This window comes from Pseudomonas sp. GL93 (assembly GCF_003408955.1).
In the GTDB taxonomy this organism is placed as follows: Bacteria; Pseudomonadota; Gammaproteobacteria; order Pseudomonadales; family Pseudomonadaceae; genus Aquipseudomonas; species Aquipseudomonas paracarnis.
In genome coordinates this window covers 1-19,057 of the sequence record NZ_NKRF01000085.1, presented here as the reverse complement: position 1 = coordinate 19,057, position 19,057 = coordinate 1, and the positions used below count along the sequence as shown (strand labels likewise).

Here is a 19,057-nt window from a genome sequence, read left to right as displayed (position 1 = left end):
TATAGCACAGGAGAAGGAAACGGCCTGCCGCTAACCACGATGCGAAGCGAGCCGCTCTTGATCTTGATCTGCTTTTGATCTTGATCTCAGGCGCCCCATCAAACCACGCTGGCCGGAACCCTAAGTGGCCGTTACCGCAGGAATGGATATGTACTCGGTATAACGGTTTCGACTGTGAGGCCGCCTTCGCGAGCAAGCCCGCACACAGTGGGATCGTGGGGTGTCAGGTAGATAAGCATCGGCTGGCAGGCCGCCATCGCAGGCAAGCCAGCTCCCACTGTTGGATCGCGGCGCGGCATAGGTTGGCGGCCGTCGCGGGAGCACGTTCAGCGTCGCACGATGCCTAGGGATTCTTCACATCCACCAGGCTCATCAAGCCCGCCAACGGAAAGTCACCTTCAAGTTGCGCCAAACTGGCCGTGTACATCGGCTCTGGCTGGCGCTGATGCCCATGCTGCAAAAAACTGATCAGGCTGCCCACCAACGGTTGGTGGCTGACCAACAGCACATCGTCATCGGTGTCGAGTTTCTCCAGCACTCGCTGAACATCCCCATCAGGCGTCAGCCACGGCACCGTACGGATTTCGGGCTGGAACCCCAGCACATCGCGCACCAGCTGCGCCGTCTGCTGCGCTCGTACATAAGGGCTGGCAATGATGGCGCCCAAGGGCTGGCCAATCAGGTGCGCAGCACTGCGCACCACTTCGGCGCGCCCGTGCTCGGTGAGGTTGCGCTCGGCGTCCGTGGGGGCGTGCGCTTGGGCCTCACCGTGACGCAGAATCCATACCTTCATAGCTTCGGCTCTTCATCACGCACCGGGTGCGGTGCCGGCGGTACGCTGTGGGCCGCTTCGCCTTCGGGAGCGCGTGGGGTTGGCCAATCGGCGAACGGCCAGGGCTTTTGTTCGGTGTGGAAGCTGCCGAAGCGGCCGATCTGCGCCAGGAACTGGCTGAGGCGGTCGCCAAAATTCATCAGGCCCAGGTTCGGCGCACCGTAGATCAGCCGGTAAATCAATTGCACCACCACCAGCGCACCGAGCAGCAATTGCGCCCCCTGCCACACCAGCGCAAACACCAGCATCCACAAGATGCGCAAGACAATCGACTCGTATGGAGGGGCAGCTTTGGGATCGTTCATGACGCGTTCCTCAGTTGAAACCACTGGTGGAAATAAAGTCGACATCGGTCTTGGGCTCAGCCCGCATCAGTAACTCGATGACCTGGTTCAAGGTGCGCCCTTCGAACAGGATCGCGTGCAACCCGGCGACCAGCGGCATGTACACGCCCACTTCCTGGGCCTTGGCTTTCAAGACCTTGAGGGTGTTGACCCCTTCGGCCACTTCACCCAGGCGCGTCACCGCCTCCTCCAGGCTCAGCCCTTGGCCCAAGGCAAATCCGACCTGATAGTTGCGGCTTTTAGGCGATGAGCAGGTGACGATCAAGTCACCCACGCCCGCCAGGCCGAGGAAGGTCATGGGGTTGGCGCCCTGGTTCACCGCAAAACGCGTCATCTCGGCCAGGGCACGGGTGATCAGCATGCTCTTGGTGTTTTCGCCCATGCCCAGTGCCACGGCCATGCCGGCGATGATCGCGTAGACGTTTTTCAAGGCCCCGCCCAATTCGACGCCGAAGCGATCGGCGCTGGCGTAGACCCGGAAGGTACGGCCATGCAGCACCGCCTGGACGCGCTCGCACAAGGCCTCGTCTTCACTGGCGACGACGGTGGCGGTCAACGCGTGCTCGGCGACTTCCCGCGCCAGGTTCGGCCCGGACAGCACGCCAATGCGCGCCTGGGGGGCGATTTCGGTGAGGATTTCACTCATCAACTTGAAGGTGTGGGCTTCGATGCCCTTGGTCAGGCTGACCAACAACTTGCCAGCCAGGCGTTCGGCGTGGGGCGCCAATACCGAGCGCAAGGCGCTGGAAGGCAGCGCGACGAAGCACAGGTCGCAAGCCGTGAGGGTTTCCAGCAGGTCGGTCACCGGTTCGACGGCAGGATGAATCTTGATACCTTTAAGGTAACGGGGGTTTTCGCGATGCACGCGAATGGCTTCGGCCTGCTCGGGGTCGCGCATCCACTGACGCACCGCGTGGCCGTTCTCGGCCAGCAGGTTAGCCACGGCGGTACCAAAACTTCCGCCTCCCAGGACCGCAATAGGGCGCTGTTCAGTCATATGCAATCCGTTAATCCATACCAGTGGCGATGGCGGCATTATACGGGGCGCCCGGCTTGCGGCCAGCCCCCCTATCAATTCGCGGGCTTGTCAGAAAATGCAACGGGTGTGCGAAGTAAATGCAAGTCCGACGACTGGCAAATAGCCGCGCCTCGGTTAACATGGTCGGCTATCCGCAATTAACAAGGCCGTGCCGTGTATCTGGGCCCTCCTCCTCGCTCATCACTGTTATTGATGCTGGTGTGCGCTACCTGCGCACAGGCCGACGACCTGTTCCTCGACAGCCAGCCGCTGCCCCAGGTCTTGACCGCCACGCGCCTCAAGCAATCGGCCGCCGCCGTGCCCGGCAGCATGACGGTAATCGACAGCGAGCTGATCAAGGCCAGTGGCGCCCGGGACATCTCGGAACTGCTGCGGCTGGTTCCCGGGATGATGGTCGGCTACACCAGCGGCAACCAGGCCTCGGTGAACTACCACGGCACCAGCGCCAGTGATGCCCGGCGCATGCAGGTGTTGATCGACGGGCGCTCGGTCTACCGCGCCGGCCTGGCCACGGTGGACTGGAGCGATATCCCGGTGGCCATGGAGGATATCGAGCGCATCGAGGTCTTTCGCGGCCCCAACACCGTCAGCTACGGTGCCAATGCATTGATGGCGGTGGTGAATATCCTCACCCGCTCACCGGCCAACAGCCAGGGCTCACGGATGAAGGTCATCCGTGGCGAACGCGGCATCAATGACTTCTATGCCAGCCAGGGTGTGGGCTGGGAGACCGGCGATTTGCGCTTGTCCCTGTCCGGGCAACAGGACGATGGTTTTGACAGCGACGCGGCCGGCGCCGACCGCCGTGACGGGCGCCGTCTCAACCGTTTCAGCCTGGCGGTGAGCCAGACCTTGAATGCGCAACAAAGCCTCGATTGGCAACTGAACGTCAAGGAAGGCACGAACCAGCGCCCTTATACCTACACCCCGGTGTTTGCCGGGATTACCGAAGGCGGTAGCAATTCCGACGCCACCGCCAAAGACTATGCGGGCTCCCTGCGCTGGAACTTCGACTTCAACCCCGACCACAGCCTGTATATCCAGGGCTCGGCACAGCAATGGGACCGCAAGCAAATCTGGAAAGCCTGTGACGCCAAGGTCTCGTTCAGCCCGGAGCTGACCCAGCTATGGCAGCTCAACCCCAACTATGCCGAACTGCTGGCGCGGCACATGGACATCTACAGCCAAGGCTCCGCACCACCCGGCAGCGCCGCCGAACAGGCCTTGGCCAATCAGGTGCTGGGCCAGTGGCGCAACGGCGCCAACCAGAGCGTTTGCGGTGATATCGACCAGAGCGCCCGTGAAAGCCGCTACGACGTGGAGATTCAGGACACGCTCAGCCTCTCCGACAGCCTGCGCCTGGTCAGCGGCATGAATTACCGCTACGACCGCGCCGACTCCGAGACCTACTTCAATGGCACCCTGGACGACACCACGTGGCGTCTGTTCGGGCATCTGGAATGGCGCGCCAGCGAACACTGGCTACTGCAAGGTGGCGCCATGTACGAAGACACGCACCTGAGCGGCAACTCGCTGACGCCGCGTGTGGCGGTCAATTACCTGATCAACCCACGCCACGGCTTGCGCGCGATTTACTCCGAGGCGATCCGCTCGCCGGACATGTTCGAGAACAACGTCAATTGGAGCTACCGTGTCACCAATCTCAGCTCCCCCACCTACGGGCAAAACGCCGGGCAATATTTTGTCGTGACGCGCGGCCCCGGCAACCTCGACAAAGAGTTGATGCGCTCACGCGAGCTGGGCTACAACGGCTTCTTTGCCGAGCTGGGGCTGAATGTCGACGTGAAGCTGTTCTATGACGAAATCACCGACATGATCAGTTCGCCGCTGCGCAACAACCAATACATCGCCAGCAACGCCAACAGCTCGCGCTTCACCGGTGCAGAGTCACAGTTCGACTGGCGCGTGAGTAACGCCGACCGCCTGCGCCTGACCTATGCTTATGTAGACGCCACCTCCAGCAACCCGCTGGACAAAGCGCAAACCGCGCGTAACAGCGGCTCGGCCGGTTGGCTGCGTGAATGGGGCCAGGGTTGGTCCAGCGCCTTGTTCTACTATGGCGACGACGCACTCAACCAATATCGCTTCCAGCGGGTCGACCTGCGGGTGGCCAAGCGCATTGCCGTAGGCAAAACCAATGTGGAGCTGGCGGGCATGTTGCAACAACGCCTGGATAACCAACCCACCACCTGGGCGGACAACAACTACGACCATCGCCACGCTCTCTACTTCAGCGCCGAGCTGGACTTCTGACATGGCCGATCAGTCACGGATGACACGCTTGCTGGTTTCACGATTGTGGCGCCGCGGCCTGCTGCTGGCGTGCCTGCTGCTGGCAGCGCCGGCCTGGAGTGCCAGCATCCTGCTCACGGCCGCCGAGGACGGTGCCGGTGTGCGCGCCTTTACCCAGGCCCTTGCCCAACAGCGCCCCAACGACCAGGTCAGCTTTACCCCCCTCAACGAGTTGCCGGCGCCAAGGGACTTGCCCGCCAGCACCCGTTTGATCCTCCTCGACCTGCCCGGCCTCGACTGGCGCCTGCAGGATGCCCAGGGGCCGCCCGCTCTGGTGCTGCGCATCAGCCGTCTCCAGGCCCGGCAACGCCTGGGCAACACGCACCCGGCGAAAATCAGCCTGCTCTGGAGCGACCCGCCGCTGGAACGTCAGTTGCGCCTGATCGCCCATATCCTGCCCCAGGCCCAGCGCGTTGGCGTGCTTTACGATGCCGGCAGTGAGTTCCTGCTGCGCGAACTGATGCAGGCCGCCAAGCCCATCGGCCTGGAAATCGTGCCCCAGCTCTGGGACAACACCAGTGACAGCCGCCCGCTGCAAAACCTGTTCAAGAACAGCGACGTGCTACTGGGCCTGGACGACCCGAACCTGTACAACCCCAAGACCGTAAAAAACCTGTTGCTGAGCAGTTACGCCCAACAACTGCCGTTGGTGGGGCCCAATGCGGGTTTTGTGCGGGCCGGCAGCCTGGCCAGCACCTACAGCGATCAGGCCGACTGGCTCGCCGTGCTGGGCCACCTGCTGGACCAGCCGCCGGCCAATTGGCCGCACACGCTCTACCCTGAACACTTCAAAGTCGTGGGCAACCCGCAAGTCGCACGCTCACTGGGCATCGAACAGGTCGATGAAGTCGCCGTTGCCGCCCGCTTGGCCGAAGGAGAACAACGCCCATGACCTTGCGTCGTCGTTGGGATATCAACACCCGCACCCAGCTCATTACCCTGGGCCCCGCGCTGCTGTTGACCCTGCTGCTCATCACCTTCTTCACCTTCGTGCGCATCCAGGATTTGCGCCAGGAACTGGACCACACCGGTCAATTGATCGCCAACCAGCTGGCGCCCGCCACTGAGTACGGCGTGATTTCCGGCAACAACGACGTGCTTGAATCCCTGCTGCGTGCAACCCTGGCCACGCCCCATGTACGCTTCCTCGAGATCCAGGACAGCGCCGAGAACATCCTGGTGTACGTGGAGCAGCCGTCCGAGCGACATGATCGCTCGCTGTCAGTGAAGGTGTTCCAGGCACCGATCCGCCTGCAACACATCCAGCTCAACAATGACTTTTTCCAGGACAACCTCAACGAACCCAAGGCCCCCCGCGCGGACTACCTGGGGCGGGTGATCGTGGGCATGTCCAATGATGCGTTCAGCCAGCGCCAGCAGGAGATCCTGTTCAAGGCCGGGATCCTGGCGTTGTTCGCCCTGCTGTTTACCTTCCTGCTGGCGCGGCGCTTGTCGGCGAGCCTGTCAAAGCCGATCAGCGCCATGGGGCATGCGGTCAAGGCCATCCAGCAAGGCGATTACAAGACGCCACTGCCGATCGTCGATGACTCGGAACTGGGTGACCTCTCGCGGCATATCAACAACCTGGCCGAGGGCCTTCACCAGGCCAGTCGCGAACAGCAACAAGCCATAGCCCAGTTGATCCAGACCCGTGAAGAAGCCGAGCGGGCGAACAATGCCAAGTCGGATTTCCTGGCGATGATGAGCCATGAACTGCGCACACCCATGAATGGCGTGCTGGGCATGCTGCAACTGCTGGAAACCACCGAGATGACCGAGGAGCAGACCGAGTATGCGGCGCTGGCTTCGGAGTCTACCGAGCACTTGCTCAAGGTGATCAATGACATCCTCGACTTCTCACGCATTGAACGCGCCGCACTGGAACTGGAACATATTCCGTTCAACCTGGCGGACCTGATCAACAGCTGCGCCCAGGCGTTCCAGCACAGTGCCCAGCAGCGCGGGCTGAGCCTGGAGTTGCCCATCCCCATGGGCCTGGAGGCCCTGCGGGTGCGCGGCGACCCGACGCGGATCCGCCAGATTCTGGTGAACCTGATCGGCAATGCATTGAAATTTACCGAACATGGCAGCGTGACCGTCGAGCCCCACTGGCAAACCCTGGACCATGAGTTGGTGTGGTTCACCTGCACCGTGCGCGACAGCGGTATCGGTATTTCCGCCGAACGCCTGGATTTGATGTTCGATGCCTTCCAGCAGGCCGACAGCTCCATTTCCAGGCGTTACGGTGGCACGGGGCTGGGCCTGCCGATTGCGCGCACCCTGGCCGAACGCATGGGGGGCACCTTGCGCGCCCAGAGCGAAGAAGGTCGAGGCTCGGTGTTCACCATGGAGATTCCGCTGGCCATCGACCAACAACAGATGGCGGCCGCCGCTCCCGACGCGCCTGGCAAAGCCAGCGCCGGCGATGGCCGCCATGTGCTGCTGGTGGAAGACAACCCGGTTAACCGCACCGTGGTCGAAGCGATGCTGCGCAGCCTGGGCTTCGAAGTCAGCCTGGCCACGGACGGCGCCGAGGCGATCCGAAGCGCCGAGAGCTTGATTTTCACCGCCATCCTGATGGATTGCCGGCTGCCCTTGATTGACGGCTACGAAGCCACGCGACAGATTCGCCAACTGCCCGGCTGCGCCGATCTGCCGATCATCGCCCTGACGGCCAACGCCTTGCAGGGCGACCGCGAAGCGTGCCTGGCAGCCGGAATGAACGATTACCTGGCCAAGCCGTTCAAACGCACGGATTTGCAGCAAATCCTGCAACGCTGGGTGCAGTAGCGCCGCGCCATCAGCCAACTGCGACTGGCGTGAAAGACGAAAGTGCGGCAGTCTTAGGCACCCGAACGGGCCGATAAACAGGCCCGGTTTAAAATTTCAGTGAACAAGTGTACATTCAGTGCCTTGCCGCTGTGACTTTCACTACAACGCAATAGTCTATGTGTAGGCTGCCGCTATGAGGCATGAACGCTTCATTCGGTTCGGGAAGATTTGCCCAACCCAGCCGCATGGGATTATTGAGGAGCTCGCATGACCAAACAAAACGCCTTTACTCGGGAAGACCTGCTGCGCTGCAGTCGCGGTGAGCTGTTCGGCCCAGGTAACGCGCAACTGCCCGCCCCGAACATGCTGATGGTGGATCGCATCACCCATATCAGCGAAGAAGGTGGCAAGTACGGCAAAGGTGAATTGGTCGCCGAGCTGGATATCACCCCTGACCTGTGGTTCTTCGCTTGCCACTTCGAAGGTGACCCTGTGATGCCAGGCTGCCTGGGCCTTGATGCCATGTGGCAGTTGGTCGGTTTCTACCTGGGCTGGCAAGGCCTGCCGGGCCGCGGTCGCGCTCTGGGTTCGGGCGAAGTGAAGTTTTTTGGCCAAGTCCTGCCGACCGCCAAGAAAGTCACCTACAACATTCAAATCAAGCGCGTCCTCAAGGGCAAGCTGAACCTGGCCATCGCCGACGGTTCGGTGACTGTCGACGGTCGCGAGATCTATACTGCCGAAGGCCTTCGGGTCGGCGTATTCACTTCCACTGACAACTTTTAAGGGTTATCCGCATGCGCCGCGTCGTTATCACTGGTCTGGGCATCGTTTCTTGCCTGGGCAATGACAAAGAGACCGTCACCGCTAACCTGCGTGCAAGTCGCCCTGGCATCCGCTTCAACCCGGAATATGCCGAAATGGGTCTGCGTAGCCAGGTTTCCGGCTCCATTGACCTGCCCCTCGAAGAACTGATCGATCGCAAGATCTATCGCTTCGTCGGCCACGCTGCTGCCTACGCCTACCTGGCCATGAAAGACGCGATCGCCGACTCCGGCCTGAGCGAAGACCAGGTTTCGAACGTACGCACCGGCCTGATCGCCGGCTCCGGCGGCGCATCGACCCTCAACCAGATGGAAGCGCTGGACATCCTGCGCGAAAAAGGCGTGAAGCGCGTTGGCCCGTACCGTGTCACGCGGACCATGGGCAGCACCGTTTCCGCCTGCCTGGCTACGCCATTCCAGATCAAGGGCGTGAACTACTCGATCTCCTCCGCGTGCGCCACCAGCGCCCACTGCATCGGGACTGCCGTTGAGCAGATCCAGCTGGGCAAGCAGGACATCGTATTCGCCGGCGGCGGTGAAGAAGAGCATTGGAGCCAGTCGTTCCTGTTCGACGCCATGGGTGCGTTGTCCACCCAGTACAACGAAACCCCGGAAAAAGCCTCCCGCGCCTACGACGCCAAGCGTGACGGTTTCGTCATCGCCGGCGGTGGCGGCATGGTCGTGGTTGAAGAGCTGGAACACGCTCTGGCCCGTGGCGCCAAGATCTACGCGGAAATCGTTGGCTACGGCGCCACGTCCGACGGCTACGACATGGTTGCGCCAAGCGGTGAAGGCGCCATCCGCTGCATGCAGATGGCAATGTCCACCGTCGACACCCCAATCGACTACCTGAACACCCACGGCACCTCGACCCCGGTCGGCGATGCCAAGGAAATGGAAGGTGTGCGTGCGGTATTCGGCGACAAGGCTCCGAAGATCAGCTCCACCAAGAGCCTGTCGGGTCACTCCCTGGGCGCCGCTGGCGTTCACGAAGCGATCTACTGCCTGCTGATGATGGAAGGCAACTTCATGGCCGGCTCGGCCAACATCGACGAGATTGATCCGGTTGTGGCTGATATGCCGATCCTGACCAAGACCGTTGAAAACGCCAAGATCGATACCGTGATGAGCAACAGCTTTGGCTTCGGTGGCACCAATGCCACCCTGGTACTGAAGCGCTGGCAGGGCAAGTAAGCCCCGCAGGTTGATCACATGAAAAAGCCCCGACTGGTTCGGGGCTTTTTTTTGCGCTTTGATTTGAAACCGCGCCGCCTTCATCGCAGGCAAGCCAGCTCCCACCTTTGAATTGTGAATACAGTCAAAGGTGGGAGCTGGCTTGCCTGCGAATGGGCCAACTCGGCCCCCCGCCCTACACCGAAAACCGCGCCACCATCGAATTCAAATCCACCGCCAACCGCGACAACTCCTGGCTCGCTGCACTGGTCTGGTTGGCCCCGGTCGATGTCTGGTGCGCCAGGTCGCGGATATTCATCAGGTTACGATCCACCTCCCGAGCCACCGCCGCCTGCTGCTCCGAGGCACTGGCAATGACCAAATTGCGTTCGTTGATCAAGGTGAATGCCGAGGCAATCTCTTCCAGGGCCATGCCCGCCGATTTGGCGATATCCAGTGTGGAGCGCGCCCGCGTATTGCTCTGCTGCATCGAACTGACAGCCTGGTCGGTGCCCTGTTGAATCCCGCTGATCATCTGCTCGATTTCCTGGGTGGACTGTTGCGTGCGATGGGCCAAGGCCCGCACCTCATCGGCTACCACCGCAAACCCGCGCCCGGCATCCCCCGCTCGCGCCGCCTCAATCGCCGCGTTCAGTGCCAGCAGGTTGGTTTGCTCGGCAATCGAGCGAATCACATCCAGCACCGTGCTGATGCCATAGACCTTTTGCGCCAGCTCCTCGACCTGGGTCGCATTGGCGGTCACATCGGGTGCCAGGGCTTCAATCGACAGCACCGTCTGCTGCACCTGTTCACGCCCTTGCTGGGCAATGCGGTCGGATTCGCGAGACGCCTGGGAAGTGGCCACAGCATTGCTCGCCACCTCCTCCACCGCCACCGTCATTTGATTGACCGCCGTGGCCGCCTGTTCGATTTCCTGGTTCTGCTGGTGCAAACCACGGGTCGCATCCTCGGTGACGCAACTGAGCTCTTCGGAAGCCGACGCCAATTGGTTCGACGATTCTGATATGCGCCGGATAGTGTCGCGCAAGCTCTCCTGCATGCGCTTGAGCGCCTGCTGCAAGCGCGCCGGCTCGTCGCTGCCACTGAGCTTGATCTCGCCAGTTAAATCGCCGCTGGCAACGCCCTGGGCTACTTTCAACGATTGCGCCAGCGGTAGCACGATGCTACGCGTCAGCCACACGGCCAGGCCGATCGTGATCAACGCCGTGACGCCAATCATGACCATCACCCAGACCCGCGACTGGCTGAACACGTGTTGTGCCAGCCGGGCGGCCTCGTTGGCGCTGGACTTGTTCAGATTGACCAACTCACGCAACGTCACGGCCATCTGGTCGGCCATCTGATTCATTTCGCCATTGACCACCGCAATGGCCTCCTCCAGCCGATTGGCCTTGGATAAGCCCACCACCTGCTCCTGGCGTTGCAGGTACTGTTGCTCCTCGACCTTGAAGCGATCAAACAGCACGCGCTCTTCAGGCAAGACGATCAACGCCTCGTACACGCCTTCAGCGTGGTGCAAACCGGTTTTGATCTCGGCGATTTTCTGCTCGTTCTGCGCCACCGCCTGGGGGTCGCGATTGACCAGCAAGCGCAACGTCAGCGCCCGAATACGCAACACGTCCTGGTTCATCTCTCCCACCGCCATCACGCTGGGCAGCCAGTTGGTCTCCACCTGGTCCGACTGCTGGCGCATATTGGCCATCTGCAACAGGGCAAAGCCGCCCAAGACGAACACCATCAACGCCAGCACACCAAAGCCCAGACCGGCGCGAGGGGCGATATTCAAACTGCGGATATTCATGCCAGGGTTCCTTCCAAAAGTACTGCATCCACCTGCAGCGGGTCTCTTGGACGTTATCGGCACCTCAGGTCATTGGCATAAGACCAAAACGCGATATCAACGCGCGTCGCCATCGCGAGGCGGCTTGGGCAGGATGGCCAGGAAATTGTCGCGCGCGACCTTGTGGGCAACGTCTTCGGGCAACGCATCGAGGAAAGGATCGAAACGGCGCATCTCTTTGCCCAACTTATTAAAGCGTCCCACAACATCGGAACCCAGCATGAAGCGATCCGGGAAGCGCTCCACCAACGCCACCCATTGCGGCCGTGGCTTGCCGGCGTCGTCCAGCAGATACGGCGTGAGCATGCTCCAGGACAGGTCGATATACAGGTTGGGGTAAGCCTCAAGCAGGCGCGCCAAGGTGGGCAGCAAAAAATCCATTTGCACCTGATGACGGTGGATTTCCTTACTGGTACCGGCATGGGCCCAGATAAAACGCGTGTGCGGGTGGTTGCGTAACGGCTGCTCGACTTCCGCCAGGTACAGTGGGTTGCGCTCACGTTTAGAGGTGATGTTGGAATGCAGCATCACCGGCAGGTCGTTTTCGGCCGCCAGGTGGTAGATGCGCGTCATGGCTTCGTTATTGGCACGGGGCGTGTCGCCGGAGGTCAGGGCGGTGAGGTCATCGTGGCGGGTAAACACTTCACCGATGCCCTGCCACAGCCCTGGGTTGAGGTCGAGCATGCGCTGGATGTGGGCGGCGGAGTTCTTGTCGTTGGGATTGAAACCGGCGAGGAACGGATGAAAGTGCTGGCGTTGCTCGGGGGACAGTTTATTGACCGCCGCCGCGACGATCACATCCGTGGCGCTGTACCAATAGGCATCAGCGTCGTCACCGGCGTAATAGCGCGGGCGCTTGGGCTCGTCTTCGTGCCATTTCTTGGCCACGGGAATCCCGGAAATCATGACGTGCTCAATACGGTTGTCCGCCATGGCCTTGAGCAGCTTGTCCATGCCGGCGGTTTCCTGGAAAAAATCCACGTAATGCAGGTGCGCGTCGCTGTAGGCATAGTCACGAGCCTGCACGGCAAGGCTGCTGGCGGCGAGCAACAAGGCAAGACTCAGGCGGGCTCCAGACACGGTAAAACCTCAATAAGGACTGATACGGGTAGACCTTGCGCCAGCCTTCAGGGTTCAGCACGGAAAAAACCGGAACACTGGAGTGCCAGCATGCTCTATAACTGCATGACCTTCATCCTGCGCCCTTACGAGGTTTGCCATGCCTGTTACCGTTAATACGCTGAACGCTGAAAACTTCCGTCACAGTGTGAATATCAATAATCACGAGCTGTTTACCGACCTGCCCAAGAGCCTGGGCGGTGACGATTCAGCGCCCTCCCCCCACGATTATTTCGATGCTGCGCTGGCGTCTTGCAAAGCCTTGACCGTGAGGCTCTACGCGCAGAAAAAAGATATCCCGCTGACCGGCGTGACCGTGGAGGTCACCCACGACAGCGCCGAGGAGCAAAAGGGTAAATACAAGCTCAATGTCGAGCTGACCCTCAAGGGCGTGCTCACCGACGCCCAGCGCGATGAACTGCACCGCGTCGCTGATAAGTGCCCGGTACACAAGCTGATGACCACCGCCGAAGTCACTATCGAAACGAAATTGTCGGAAGGCGCCTTCAGCCAATAGCCCAACCTCCCATCGAGCGGGTTATGCTTCATAGCATCTAACCCGCTCAGACTGGGATGCCCATGACCACTCTCACCGTGATTCGCCCTCGCCCCGAAGATGTAGAAGGCCAGCCTATCCTGCGGCCCCTGCCCTCGCGTGAATGCCGCAGCGTCGGGCCCTTTGTGTTTTTCGACCATATGTTGGCGACCCGCTACGCACCGGGTACCGGCATGAATATCCGCCAGCATCCCCACATCGGCCTCTCCACCCTCACCTACCTGTTTGAAGGCGTCTTGCAGCATAAGGACAGCCTTGGCTCGGACCAGGTTGTGCAAGCCGGCGATGTCAGCTGGATGACCGCCGGCAGTGCGATTGCCCACGTCGAGCGCACACCTGAAGCGGTCAAGGCCAGGGGTTTCAACCTGCATGGCCTGCAGGTGTGGCTGGCCTCGCCCAAGGACCACGAGACCGGGCCGGGACACTACAGCCATCACCCCGCGGCGAGCTTGCCGATAAGCGATAACCTCGGCGTGCAGGTGCGTTTGATCGCCGGTGATGGTTTTTGCCTCAGATCACCGGTGCCGGTGCTATCGCCGACGCTGTATGCCGAGGTACAGATGCAAACCGCCACTACCCTGCTGATTCCGGATGAACATGAGGAACGTGCGGTGTATGTGCTGGAGGGTGAGGCGCAATTGGACGGTGAAGCCCTGGAGGTCAACAGCTTGGTGGTATTGCCGACTGGGCAGGAGCTGACCCTGTATGCCGAGAGTGATTGCCACCTGATGGTGTTTGGCGGGGCGCCGCTGGATGGGCCACGGCGGATCAACTGGAATTTTGTGGCGAGCGATCCGGCGGTGATCGAGCAGGCGAGACAGCGTTGGGCGGCTGGGGATTGGCCCACTGTGCCGGGGGAGTCAGAAAGAATCGAGTTGCCGGTGAAATAGCTATCGCAGGCAAGCCAGCTCCCACATTTGATGGGTATACACATTTTAGAATGTAGGAGCTGGCTTGCCTGCGATGGCGTCCGATCAGGCGCTGAGAAATCAGCCCTTGAACACTTCATCCAACAAGTTATGCATCGACTGGAAAGCCCGTGCAGCGGTCTTGGCGTCGTACATCATCTTGCCTGGCACATTGGCATGGGGGTCGGTGAAGGAATGCACCGCGCCGCCGTAGCTGAGCAACTGCCAATCCACACCCGCCGCGTTCATTTCATCTTCGAATGCCGGCAGTTGCTCTTTGGGCACCAACGGGTCAGAGGCGCCATGCAGCACCAGCACTGACCCCTTGATGTTCTTCGCGTCTGCAGGGTTCGGCGTATCCAGGGTGCCGTGGAACGACACGGCAGCCTTCAGCGGCGCGCCGGTACGGGCCAGTTCCAGGGAACAGCAACCGCCAAAGCAGAAGCCAAAGGTGGCCAGTTTCGACGTGTCCACAGCTGCTTCAGTCTGGCCTTGCAGTTGCTCGAAGGCGGCTTGCATACGCTTGTTCAGCAGTGGGCGATCATTCTTCAACGGCATCATCGCCGCGCCCGCTTCATCGCCATTTGAAGGACGTACGTTTTGCCCGTAGAGGTCGGCAATCAACACCACGTAGCCTTTGCCGGCAACGGCCTTCGCGATCTCTTCAGCCCCCGCACTCACGCCCATCCAGTTCGGCGCCATCAGCAGTCCCGGCAACGGGCCCTTGTGGCTGGCATCGAACGCCAGACGGCTTTCATAAGACTGGCCATCAATCTGATAGACCACGGAACGTACAGTGACTTGGCTCATCATTTTCCCCAATTTAGATGGATTGACGATGCTCCCTGTAGGAGCGAGGGGGACGCCTAGTTCTTGCTCGCGAAAAACGTGAGATCACCGCGTTCATTCAGCATTTGCGCGTTATCGTTGACGTTCTTCGCGAGCAAGCTCGCTCCTACAATAGAGCCAGAACGAAAAAACCCGCCGAAGCGGGTTTTTCTACAACGGTGTTAAACCGACAATTCAACCAACAGCTTGTTCAGTCGGCGCACATACGCGGCCGGGTCCTTCAAGCTGTCGCCGGCTGCCAGGGCGGCCTGGTCGAAGAGGATGTGCGACAGGTCGCCAAACCGCTCTTCGCTCTGCTCGCCATCGAGTTTCTCGATCAGCGGGTGAGACGGGTTGAATTCGAAGATCGGCTTGGAATCCGGCACTTTCTGGCCGCTGGCTTCGAGGATCTGGCGCATCTGCATGCCCAGGTCTTGCTCGCCGATGGCCAGGATCGCCGGGGAATCGGTCAGGCGATGGGATACCCGCACCTCACTGACCGCTTCGCCCAAGGAAGCCTTGATGCGCTCAACCAGGCCCTCTTTGGACTTGGCGACTTCTTCGGCTTCTTTCTTCTCTTCTTCGGAGTCCAGGTTCCCCAGGTCCAGGTCACCACGGGCCACGTCGACAAAGGTTTTGCCGTCGAACTCGGTGAGGTAGCTCATCAGCCACTCATCGATACGGTCGGTCAGCAGCAGCACTTCGATGCCTTTCTTGCGGAAGACTTCCAGGTGCGGGCTGTTCTTGACCTGAGCGTAGGTTTCGCCGGTCAGGTAGTAGATCTTGTCCTGACCTTCCTTGGCACGTGCCAGGTAGTCAGCCAGGGATACAACCTGCTCGCCGTCTTCGCCTTGAGTCGAGGCAAAACGCAGCAAACCGGCGATTTTTTCCTTGTTGGCAAAATCTTCTGCCGGGCCTTCTTTCATGACCTGGCCGAAGTTTTTCCAGAAGCTCTTGTATTGCTCAGGCTCGTTCTTCGCCAGTTTTTCCAGCATGTCGAGCACGCGCTTGGTCAGCGCCGACTTCATGGAGTCGATGATCGGATCTTTCTGCAGGATTTCCCGCGACACGTTCAGCGACAGGTCGTTGGAGTCGACCACACCTTTGATAAAGCGCAGGTACAGCGGCAGGAAGGATTCCGCCTGGTCCATCACGAACACACGCTGCACGTACAGCTTCAGGCCTTTTGGCGCTTCACGCTGGTACAGGTCGAACGGAGCACGGGCCGGTACGTAGAGCAGCGAGCTGTATTCGAGCTTGCCTTCAACCTTGTTGTGGCTCCAGCTCAGCGGGTTCTCGTAGTCGTGGCCGATGTGCTTGTAGAACTCCTGGTATTCCTCGTCCTTGATCTCGGTACGCGGACGGGTCCACAGGGCGCTTGCGCGGTTGACGGTTTCCCACTCCACCGCCGGGGCTTCTTCGCCTTCGGCAACGGTCTGTTCCTTGGGCAACTCGATCGGCAACGCGATGTGGTCGGAGTACTTCTTGATGATGTTGCGCAGGCGCCAGCCATCGGCGAATTCGTCTTCACCGGCTTTCAGGTGCAGCACGATGCGCGTGCCACGGTCAGCCTTGTCGATAGTGGCGATTTCAAATTCGCCCTCGCCCTTGGAAGCCCAGTGCACGCCTTCGCTGGCGTCAAGGCCGGCGCGGCGGCTGAATACTTCAACCTTGTCGGCGACGATGAAGGCCGAATAGAAGCCCACGCCGAATTGGCCGATCAGGTGAGAGTCTTTTTTCTGGTCGCCCGACAGGTTCTTCATGAAATCTGCGGTGCCGGATTTGGCGATGGTCCCCAGGTGGGTGATCGCATCGTCACGGCTCATGCCGATACCGTTGTCTTCGAGGGTGACGGTCTTGGCGTCTTTGTCGTAGCTCACACGGATCTTCAGTTCCGCGCCGCCTTCCAGCAACTCAGGCTTGGACAGGGCTTCGAAACGTAATTTATCGACAGCGTCAGAGGCGTTCGAGATCAATTCGCGAAGGAAAATTTCCTTGTTGGAATACAGCGAATGGATCATGAGGTGCAGCAGTTGCTTCACCTCGGTCTGGAAGCCCAGGGTTTCCTTTTGAGTTTCCACACTCATGGTCATCAAACTCCAATTGGATGGCAGTGGCCGCGCCCTTGAGGGTTGGCGGCGGGTTGTCATCAAAGTTGGGGGCTCAGACCAGGATTTCAAGGGCAGGCCAATTCCTCAATTTTGAAATGTGCCCGGCCAGTGGCAATCGGTTCGGCCGGGGTGCTCTGCCAGGCGGTAATCGCCACGTTGGCCACGCGCCGGCCCTGGCGCCATACCTGGCACTTGGCATAGGTGTCCCGAAACTGGCCGGCGCGCAGGTAATCCAGGGAAAAGTCGATGATTTTCGGCAGGCCCGGAGCGCCAGTGAACACCAGCAGGTGCATGGCGGCTGCCAGCTCCATGAAGCCGGCGATCACTCCGCCATGCAGCGCCGGCAATATGGGGTTACCAATGTTGTCCTTGTTGGCCGGCAGCCGAAACAGCAACTCATCCCCCAGGCGGGTGCATTCGATGCCGATCAGCTTGGCATAGGGCACAAGGTCGAGCAGCGCGTCGTAGTTGCCGCAATCAAGGGCTTGCTCCAGGCGGGTCTTGAACCGATGCGTCATGCCTGCTCTCCCTTGATGACAGTGCCCAGCCCTTGCGTGCCTTTGAGGCGCTTGCCCATGCGCATGAACGTGCCCACCACATGGGCGATAGGTTGTTGCGGGTCATCCTGATAGGCAACGCCACGGGTAAAGATCACATCAGTGGTCACCCGGTAGCATTGCGCGAAGCCATACACCGGCTTATGGGGTTCGGCGGGATGCATGTAGTCGATACGCAGGTCCAGGGTGGGGCACACTTCGAACTCGGGCAGTACGCACAGGGTCGCCATGCCGCACGCGGTGTCCATCAATGAGGTCAGCGCGCCGCCGTGGATCACCTCGCTCAGGGGGTCACCGACGATATGCGGCCCATAAGGCAGTACGAGGGTCATGCCCTCCTCGCTGGCTTCATGCACCGTCACACCCAGCACCTGGCAATGGCGCAGGGCCGAAACGAAGCGCATGGCACGCTCTAACAACGGGTTTTCGGTCATTGTTTTAGACTCTTATTAGTGTGAATTCGGCGGATTGGAATGACTGGGTAAAGTTCCTGTACGAAACATGCTATATATCTGTGAGACATAAGGAACTAATGCTGGCCCCTTGGGTTCGAAAGGCCAGTAGATATCTTCAATAAGGAGAAACACCCCATGCGTAAGACATTAGCTATTTCCATGATGCTGGCCGCTGCTCTCGGTCTGGCTGCCTGCGACAAGAAATCCGAAGACAAAGCCCAAGACGCTGCTGCACATGCTGAGCAAGCTCAGCAAGATATGGCTAAAGCACAGGATAAAGTGAACGACGCTGCGAAAGAAAACGCCGAAGCTGCCAAAGCTCAGACCGAATCGAACGAAGCTGCTGTAAAAGAAGCTGCACCTGCTGCACCTGCCGCACCTGCAGACCCTGCCAAGCAGTAATCGCAGGGTTTAAAGCTGGATTGCAGCAAAAAGAAAGCCCGCTGATTAAAGCGGGCTTTTCTTTGTCTGCGATTTGCTTGCAGCGCTACTGTGCGCCCTCTTTTACAACGTCGACTGCCGGCATATCGGTCGGGGTGTACACCATCACCTGCAATACATCGGAATGGAACTCGCGGCGGTACAGCACCAACACCACCCCGCTGCTCATCAACATGAACAACCAGGGGCTGACAAACCAGGCCAGCATGGTCATGCCGAAGTAATACGCGCGCAGGCCAAAGTTGAACTGGTTGGCCGCCATCGAAATCACTCGTGCCGCCCGCAAAGCAAATGCCTTGCGCTCCTGCTCCGACACATGCCGCTCACCGATCATGGGCGCCGAGCCCACCAGCACCGCCGCGAAGTTGTACTGGCGCATGCACCAACTGAAGGTAAAAAAGGCGTAGACGAACACCAGTGCCAGGCACAGTAATTTGATCTCCGACATGCCCTGGGATGCCTGCTGCACCATGGGAATGTCCGCCAGCAGTGACACTGCGCGTTCCGAAGCCCCCAGCACGGTGAGAATACCGGCGAGGATGATCAAGGTGCTGGAGGCAAAGAACGAGGCATTGCGCTCCAGGTTACCGATCACACTGGCGTCGGCGATACGGTTGTCGCGCAACAGCATGCGGCGCATCCAGTCTTCACGGTACAGGTGCAATACGCTGGCCAGGCACGCCGTGTCCCGGGCTTTCCACGTTGCGTAACGGGTGTAGCCGCCCCAGCAGATAACAAACCAGAGTGCGGCAAGCAGGTGGATCCAATTGGCTTCAACGAACGACATGCGGGTCCTTGTACACAGGATGATAAGGCCGACACGGTCCAAATGTGGGAGATTCTATGGTTGGGGGGAAGCCCCAAAAAACGCTTTTGATTGGTACTCGCTTTGATTTTTCATGAGCGAAAAGGCGATACGCGCTAACT

General features: G+C 60.1%; 18 protein-coding genes. 8 read left to right on the top strand and 10 right to left on the bottom strand.

Features of this window, described 5'->3' with window-relative positions; translation table 11 throughout:
• Positions 1-343: 343 nt before the first annotated feature.
• Genes sixA through CER19_RS18920 form a run of 3 tightly spaced genes read right to left on the bottom strand, consistent with a single transcriptional unit; the run spans position 344 to position 2,173 of the window.
• Positions 344-793: a phosphohistidine phosphatase SixA gene (gene sixA, locus CER19_RS18930; protein WP_116667548.1), complete on the bottom strand. Its 450-nt coding sequence runs from the start codon at positions 791-793 to the stop codon at positions 344-346.
• On the bottom strand, positions 790-1,137 hold the full coding sequence (locus CER19_RS18925) for a DUF4389 domain-containing protein (RefSeq protein ID WP_116667547.1): 348 nt from the start codon (positions 1,135-1,137) through the stop codon (positions 790-792). The genes sixA and CER19_RS18925 overlap by 4 nt, the downstream gene beginning before the upstream one ends.
• A gap of 10 nt (positions 1,138-1,147) precedes the next feature.
• The gene (locus CER19_RS18920) at positions 1,148-2,173 is read right to left on the bottom strand and encodes an NAD(P)H-dependent glycerol-3-phosphate dehydrogenase (protein WP_116667546.1); all 1,026 of its coding nucleotides are present in this window, start codon (positions 2,171-2,173) and stop codon (positions 1,148-1,150) included.
• Positions 2,174-2,368: 195 nt separating this feature from the next.
• Here CER19_RS18920 and CER19_RS18915 point away from each other — a divergent pair, with 195 nt between their 5' ends.
• From CER19_RS18915 to fabB, 5 genes are all read left to right on the top strand, one after another.
• Positions 2,369-4,489: a TonB-dependent receptor plug domain-containing protein gene (locus CER19_RS18915; RefSeq protein ID WP_371921553.1), complete on the top strand. Its 2,121-nt coding sequence runs from the start codon at positions 2,369-2,371 to the stop codon at positions 4,487-4,489.
• 1 nt (position 4,490) lies between these two features.
• Entirely contained in the window at positions 4,491-5,420 is a 930-nt protein-coding gene (locus CER19_RS18910; RefSeq protein WP_116667544.1) for an ABC transporter substrate-binding protein, read from the top strand.
• The gene (locus CER19_RS18905; RefSeq protein ID WP_116667543.1) at positions 5,417-7,318 is read left to right on the top strand and encodes an ATP-binding protein; all 1,902 of its coding nucleotides are present in this window, start codon (positions 5,417-5,419) and stop codon (positions 7,316-7,318) included. The genes CER19_RS18910 and CER19_RS18905 overlap by 4 nt, the downstream gene beginning before the upstream one ends.
• A 249-nt stretch (positions 7,319-7,567) precedes the next feature.
• Entirely contained in the window at positions 7,568-8,083 is a 516-nt protein-coding gene (fabA, locus tag CER19_RS18900) for a 3-hydroxyacyl-[acyl-carrier-protein] dehydratase FabA (protein ID WP_003210552.1), read from the top strand.
• 11 nt (positions 8,084-8,094) lie between these two features.
• On the top strand, positions 8,095-9,315 hold the full coding sequence (gene fabB, locus CER19_RS18895) for a beta-ketoacyl-ACP synthase I (protein ID WP_003190033.1): 1,221 nt from the start codon (positions 8,095-8,097) through the stop codon (positions 9,313-9,315).
• Positions 9,316-9,490: 175 nt separating this feature from the next.
• Here fabB and CER19_RS18890 read toward each other — a convergent pair whose 3' ends face one another.
• A complete protein-coding gene (locus tag CER19_RS18890; RefSeq protein ID WP_116667542.1) occupies positions 9,491-11,116 on the bottom strand; it encodes a methyl-accepting chemotaxis protein in 1,626 nt (541 codons plus the stop codon).
• A gap of 96 nt (positions 11,117-11,212) precedes the next feature.
• Positions 11,213-12,235, bottom strand: a complete 1,023-nt coding sequence (locus CER19_RS18885) for an amidohydrolase family protein (RefSeq protein ID WP_116667541.1) — start codon at positions 12,233-12,235, stop codon at positions 11,213-11,215.
• A gap of 139 nt (positions 12,236-12,374) precedes the next feature.
• On the opposite strand from CER19_RS18885, the gene CER19_RS18880 reads away from it, so the two are divergent.
• Together CER19_RS18880 and CER19_RS18875 are read left to right on the top strand one after the other, a co-directional pair.
• Complete coding sequence (locus CER19_RS18880; RefSeq protein WP_116667540.1) at positions 12,375-12,791, top strand: OsmC family protein; 417 nt, start codon at positions 12,375-12,377, stop codon at positions 12,789-12,791.
• Positions 12,792-12,853: 62 nt separating this feature from the next.
• Positions 12,854-13,720 (top strand): pirin family protein, encoded by an 867-nt coding sequence (locus CER19_RS18875; protein WP_116667539.1) that lies wholly within the window; start codon positions 12,854-12,856, stop codon positions 13,718-13,720.
• A gap of 99 nt (positions 13,721-13,819) precedes the next feature.
• On the opposite strand, the gene CER19_RS18870 is transcribed toward CER19_RS18875, so the two are convergent.
• The 4 genes from CER19_RS18870 to CER19_RS18855 all read right to left on the bottom strand — a co-directional run bounded on the left by CER19_RS18870 (position 13,820) and on the right by CER19_RS18855 (position 17,668).
• Positions 13,820-14,548, bottom strand: coding sequence for a dienelactone hydrolase family protein (locus CER19_RS18870; protein WP_057711597.1), 729 nt, complete (start codon positions 14,546-14,548; stop codon positions 13,820-13,822).
• A gap of 200 nt (positions 14,549-14,748) precedes the next feature.
• On the bottom strand, positions 14,749-16,653 hold the full coding sequence (htpG, locus tag CER19_RS18865) for a molecular chaperone HtpG (RefSeq protein ID WP_014717738.1): 1,905 nt from the start codon (positions 16,651-16,653) through the stop codon (positions 14,749-14,751).
• Between the two features lie 89 nt (positions 16,654-16,742).
• Complete coding sequence (locus CER19_RS18860) at positions 16,743-17,195, bottom strand: PaaI family thioesterase (RefSeq protein WP_116667538.1); 453 nt, start codon at positions 17,193-17,195, stop codon at positions 16,743-16,745.
• On the bottom strand, positions 17,192-17,668 hold the full coding sequence (locus CER19_RS18855) for a PaaI family thioesterase (protein WP_116667537.1): 477 nt from the start codon (positions 17,666-17,668) through the stop codon (positions 17,192-17,194). Before CER19_RS18855 ends, CER19_RS18860 begins: the two co-directional genes overlap by 4 nt.
• A gap of 156 nt (positions 17,669-17,824) precedes the next feature.
• Between CER19_RS18855 and CER19_RS18850 the strand changes: the two genes are divergently transcribed.
• Complete coding sequence (locus CER19_RS18850; RefSeq protein ID WP_116667536.1) at positions 17,825-18,091, top strand: hypothetical protein; 267 nt, start codon at positions 17,825-17,827, stop codon at positions 18,089-18,091.
• Between the two features lie 85 nt (positions 18,092-18,176).
• Here the strand turns inward: CER19_RS18850 and CER19_RS18845 are convergent, their stop codons facing one another.
• On the bottom strand, positions 18,177-18,917 hold the full coding sequence (locus CER19_RS18845; protein WP_116667535.1) for a DUF599 domain-containing protein: 741 nt from the start codon (positions 18,915-18,917) through the stop codon (positions 18,177-18,179).
• Between the last annotated feature and the right edge of the window lie 140 nt (positions 18,918-19,057).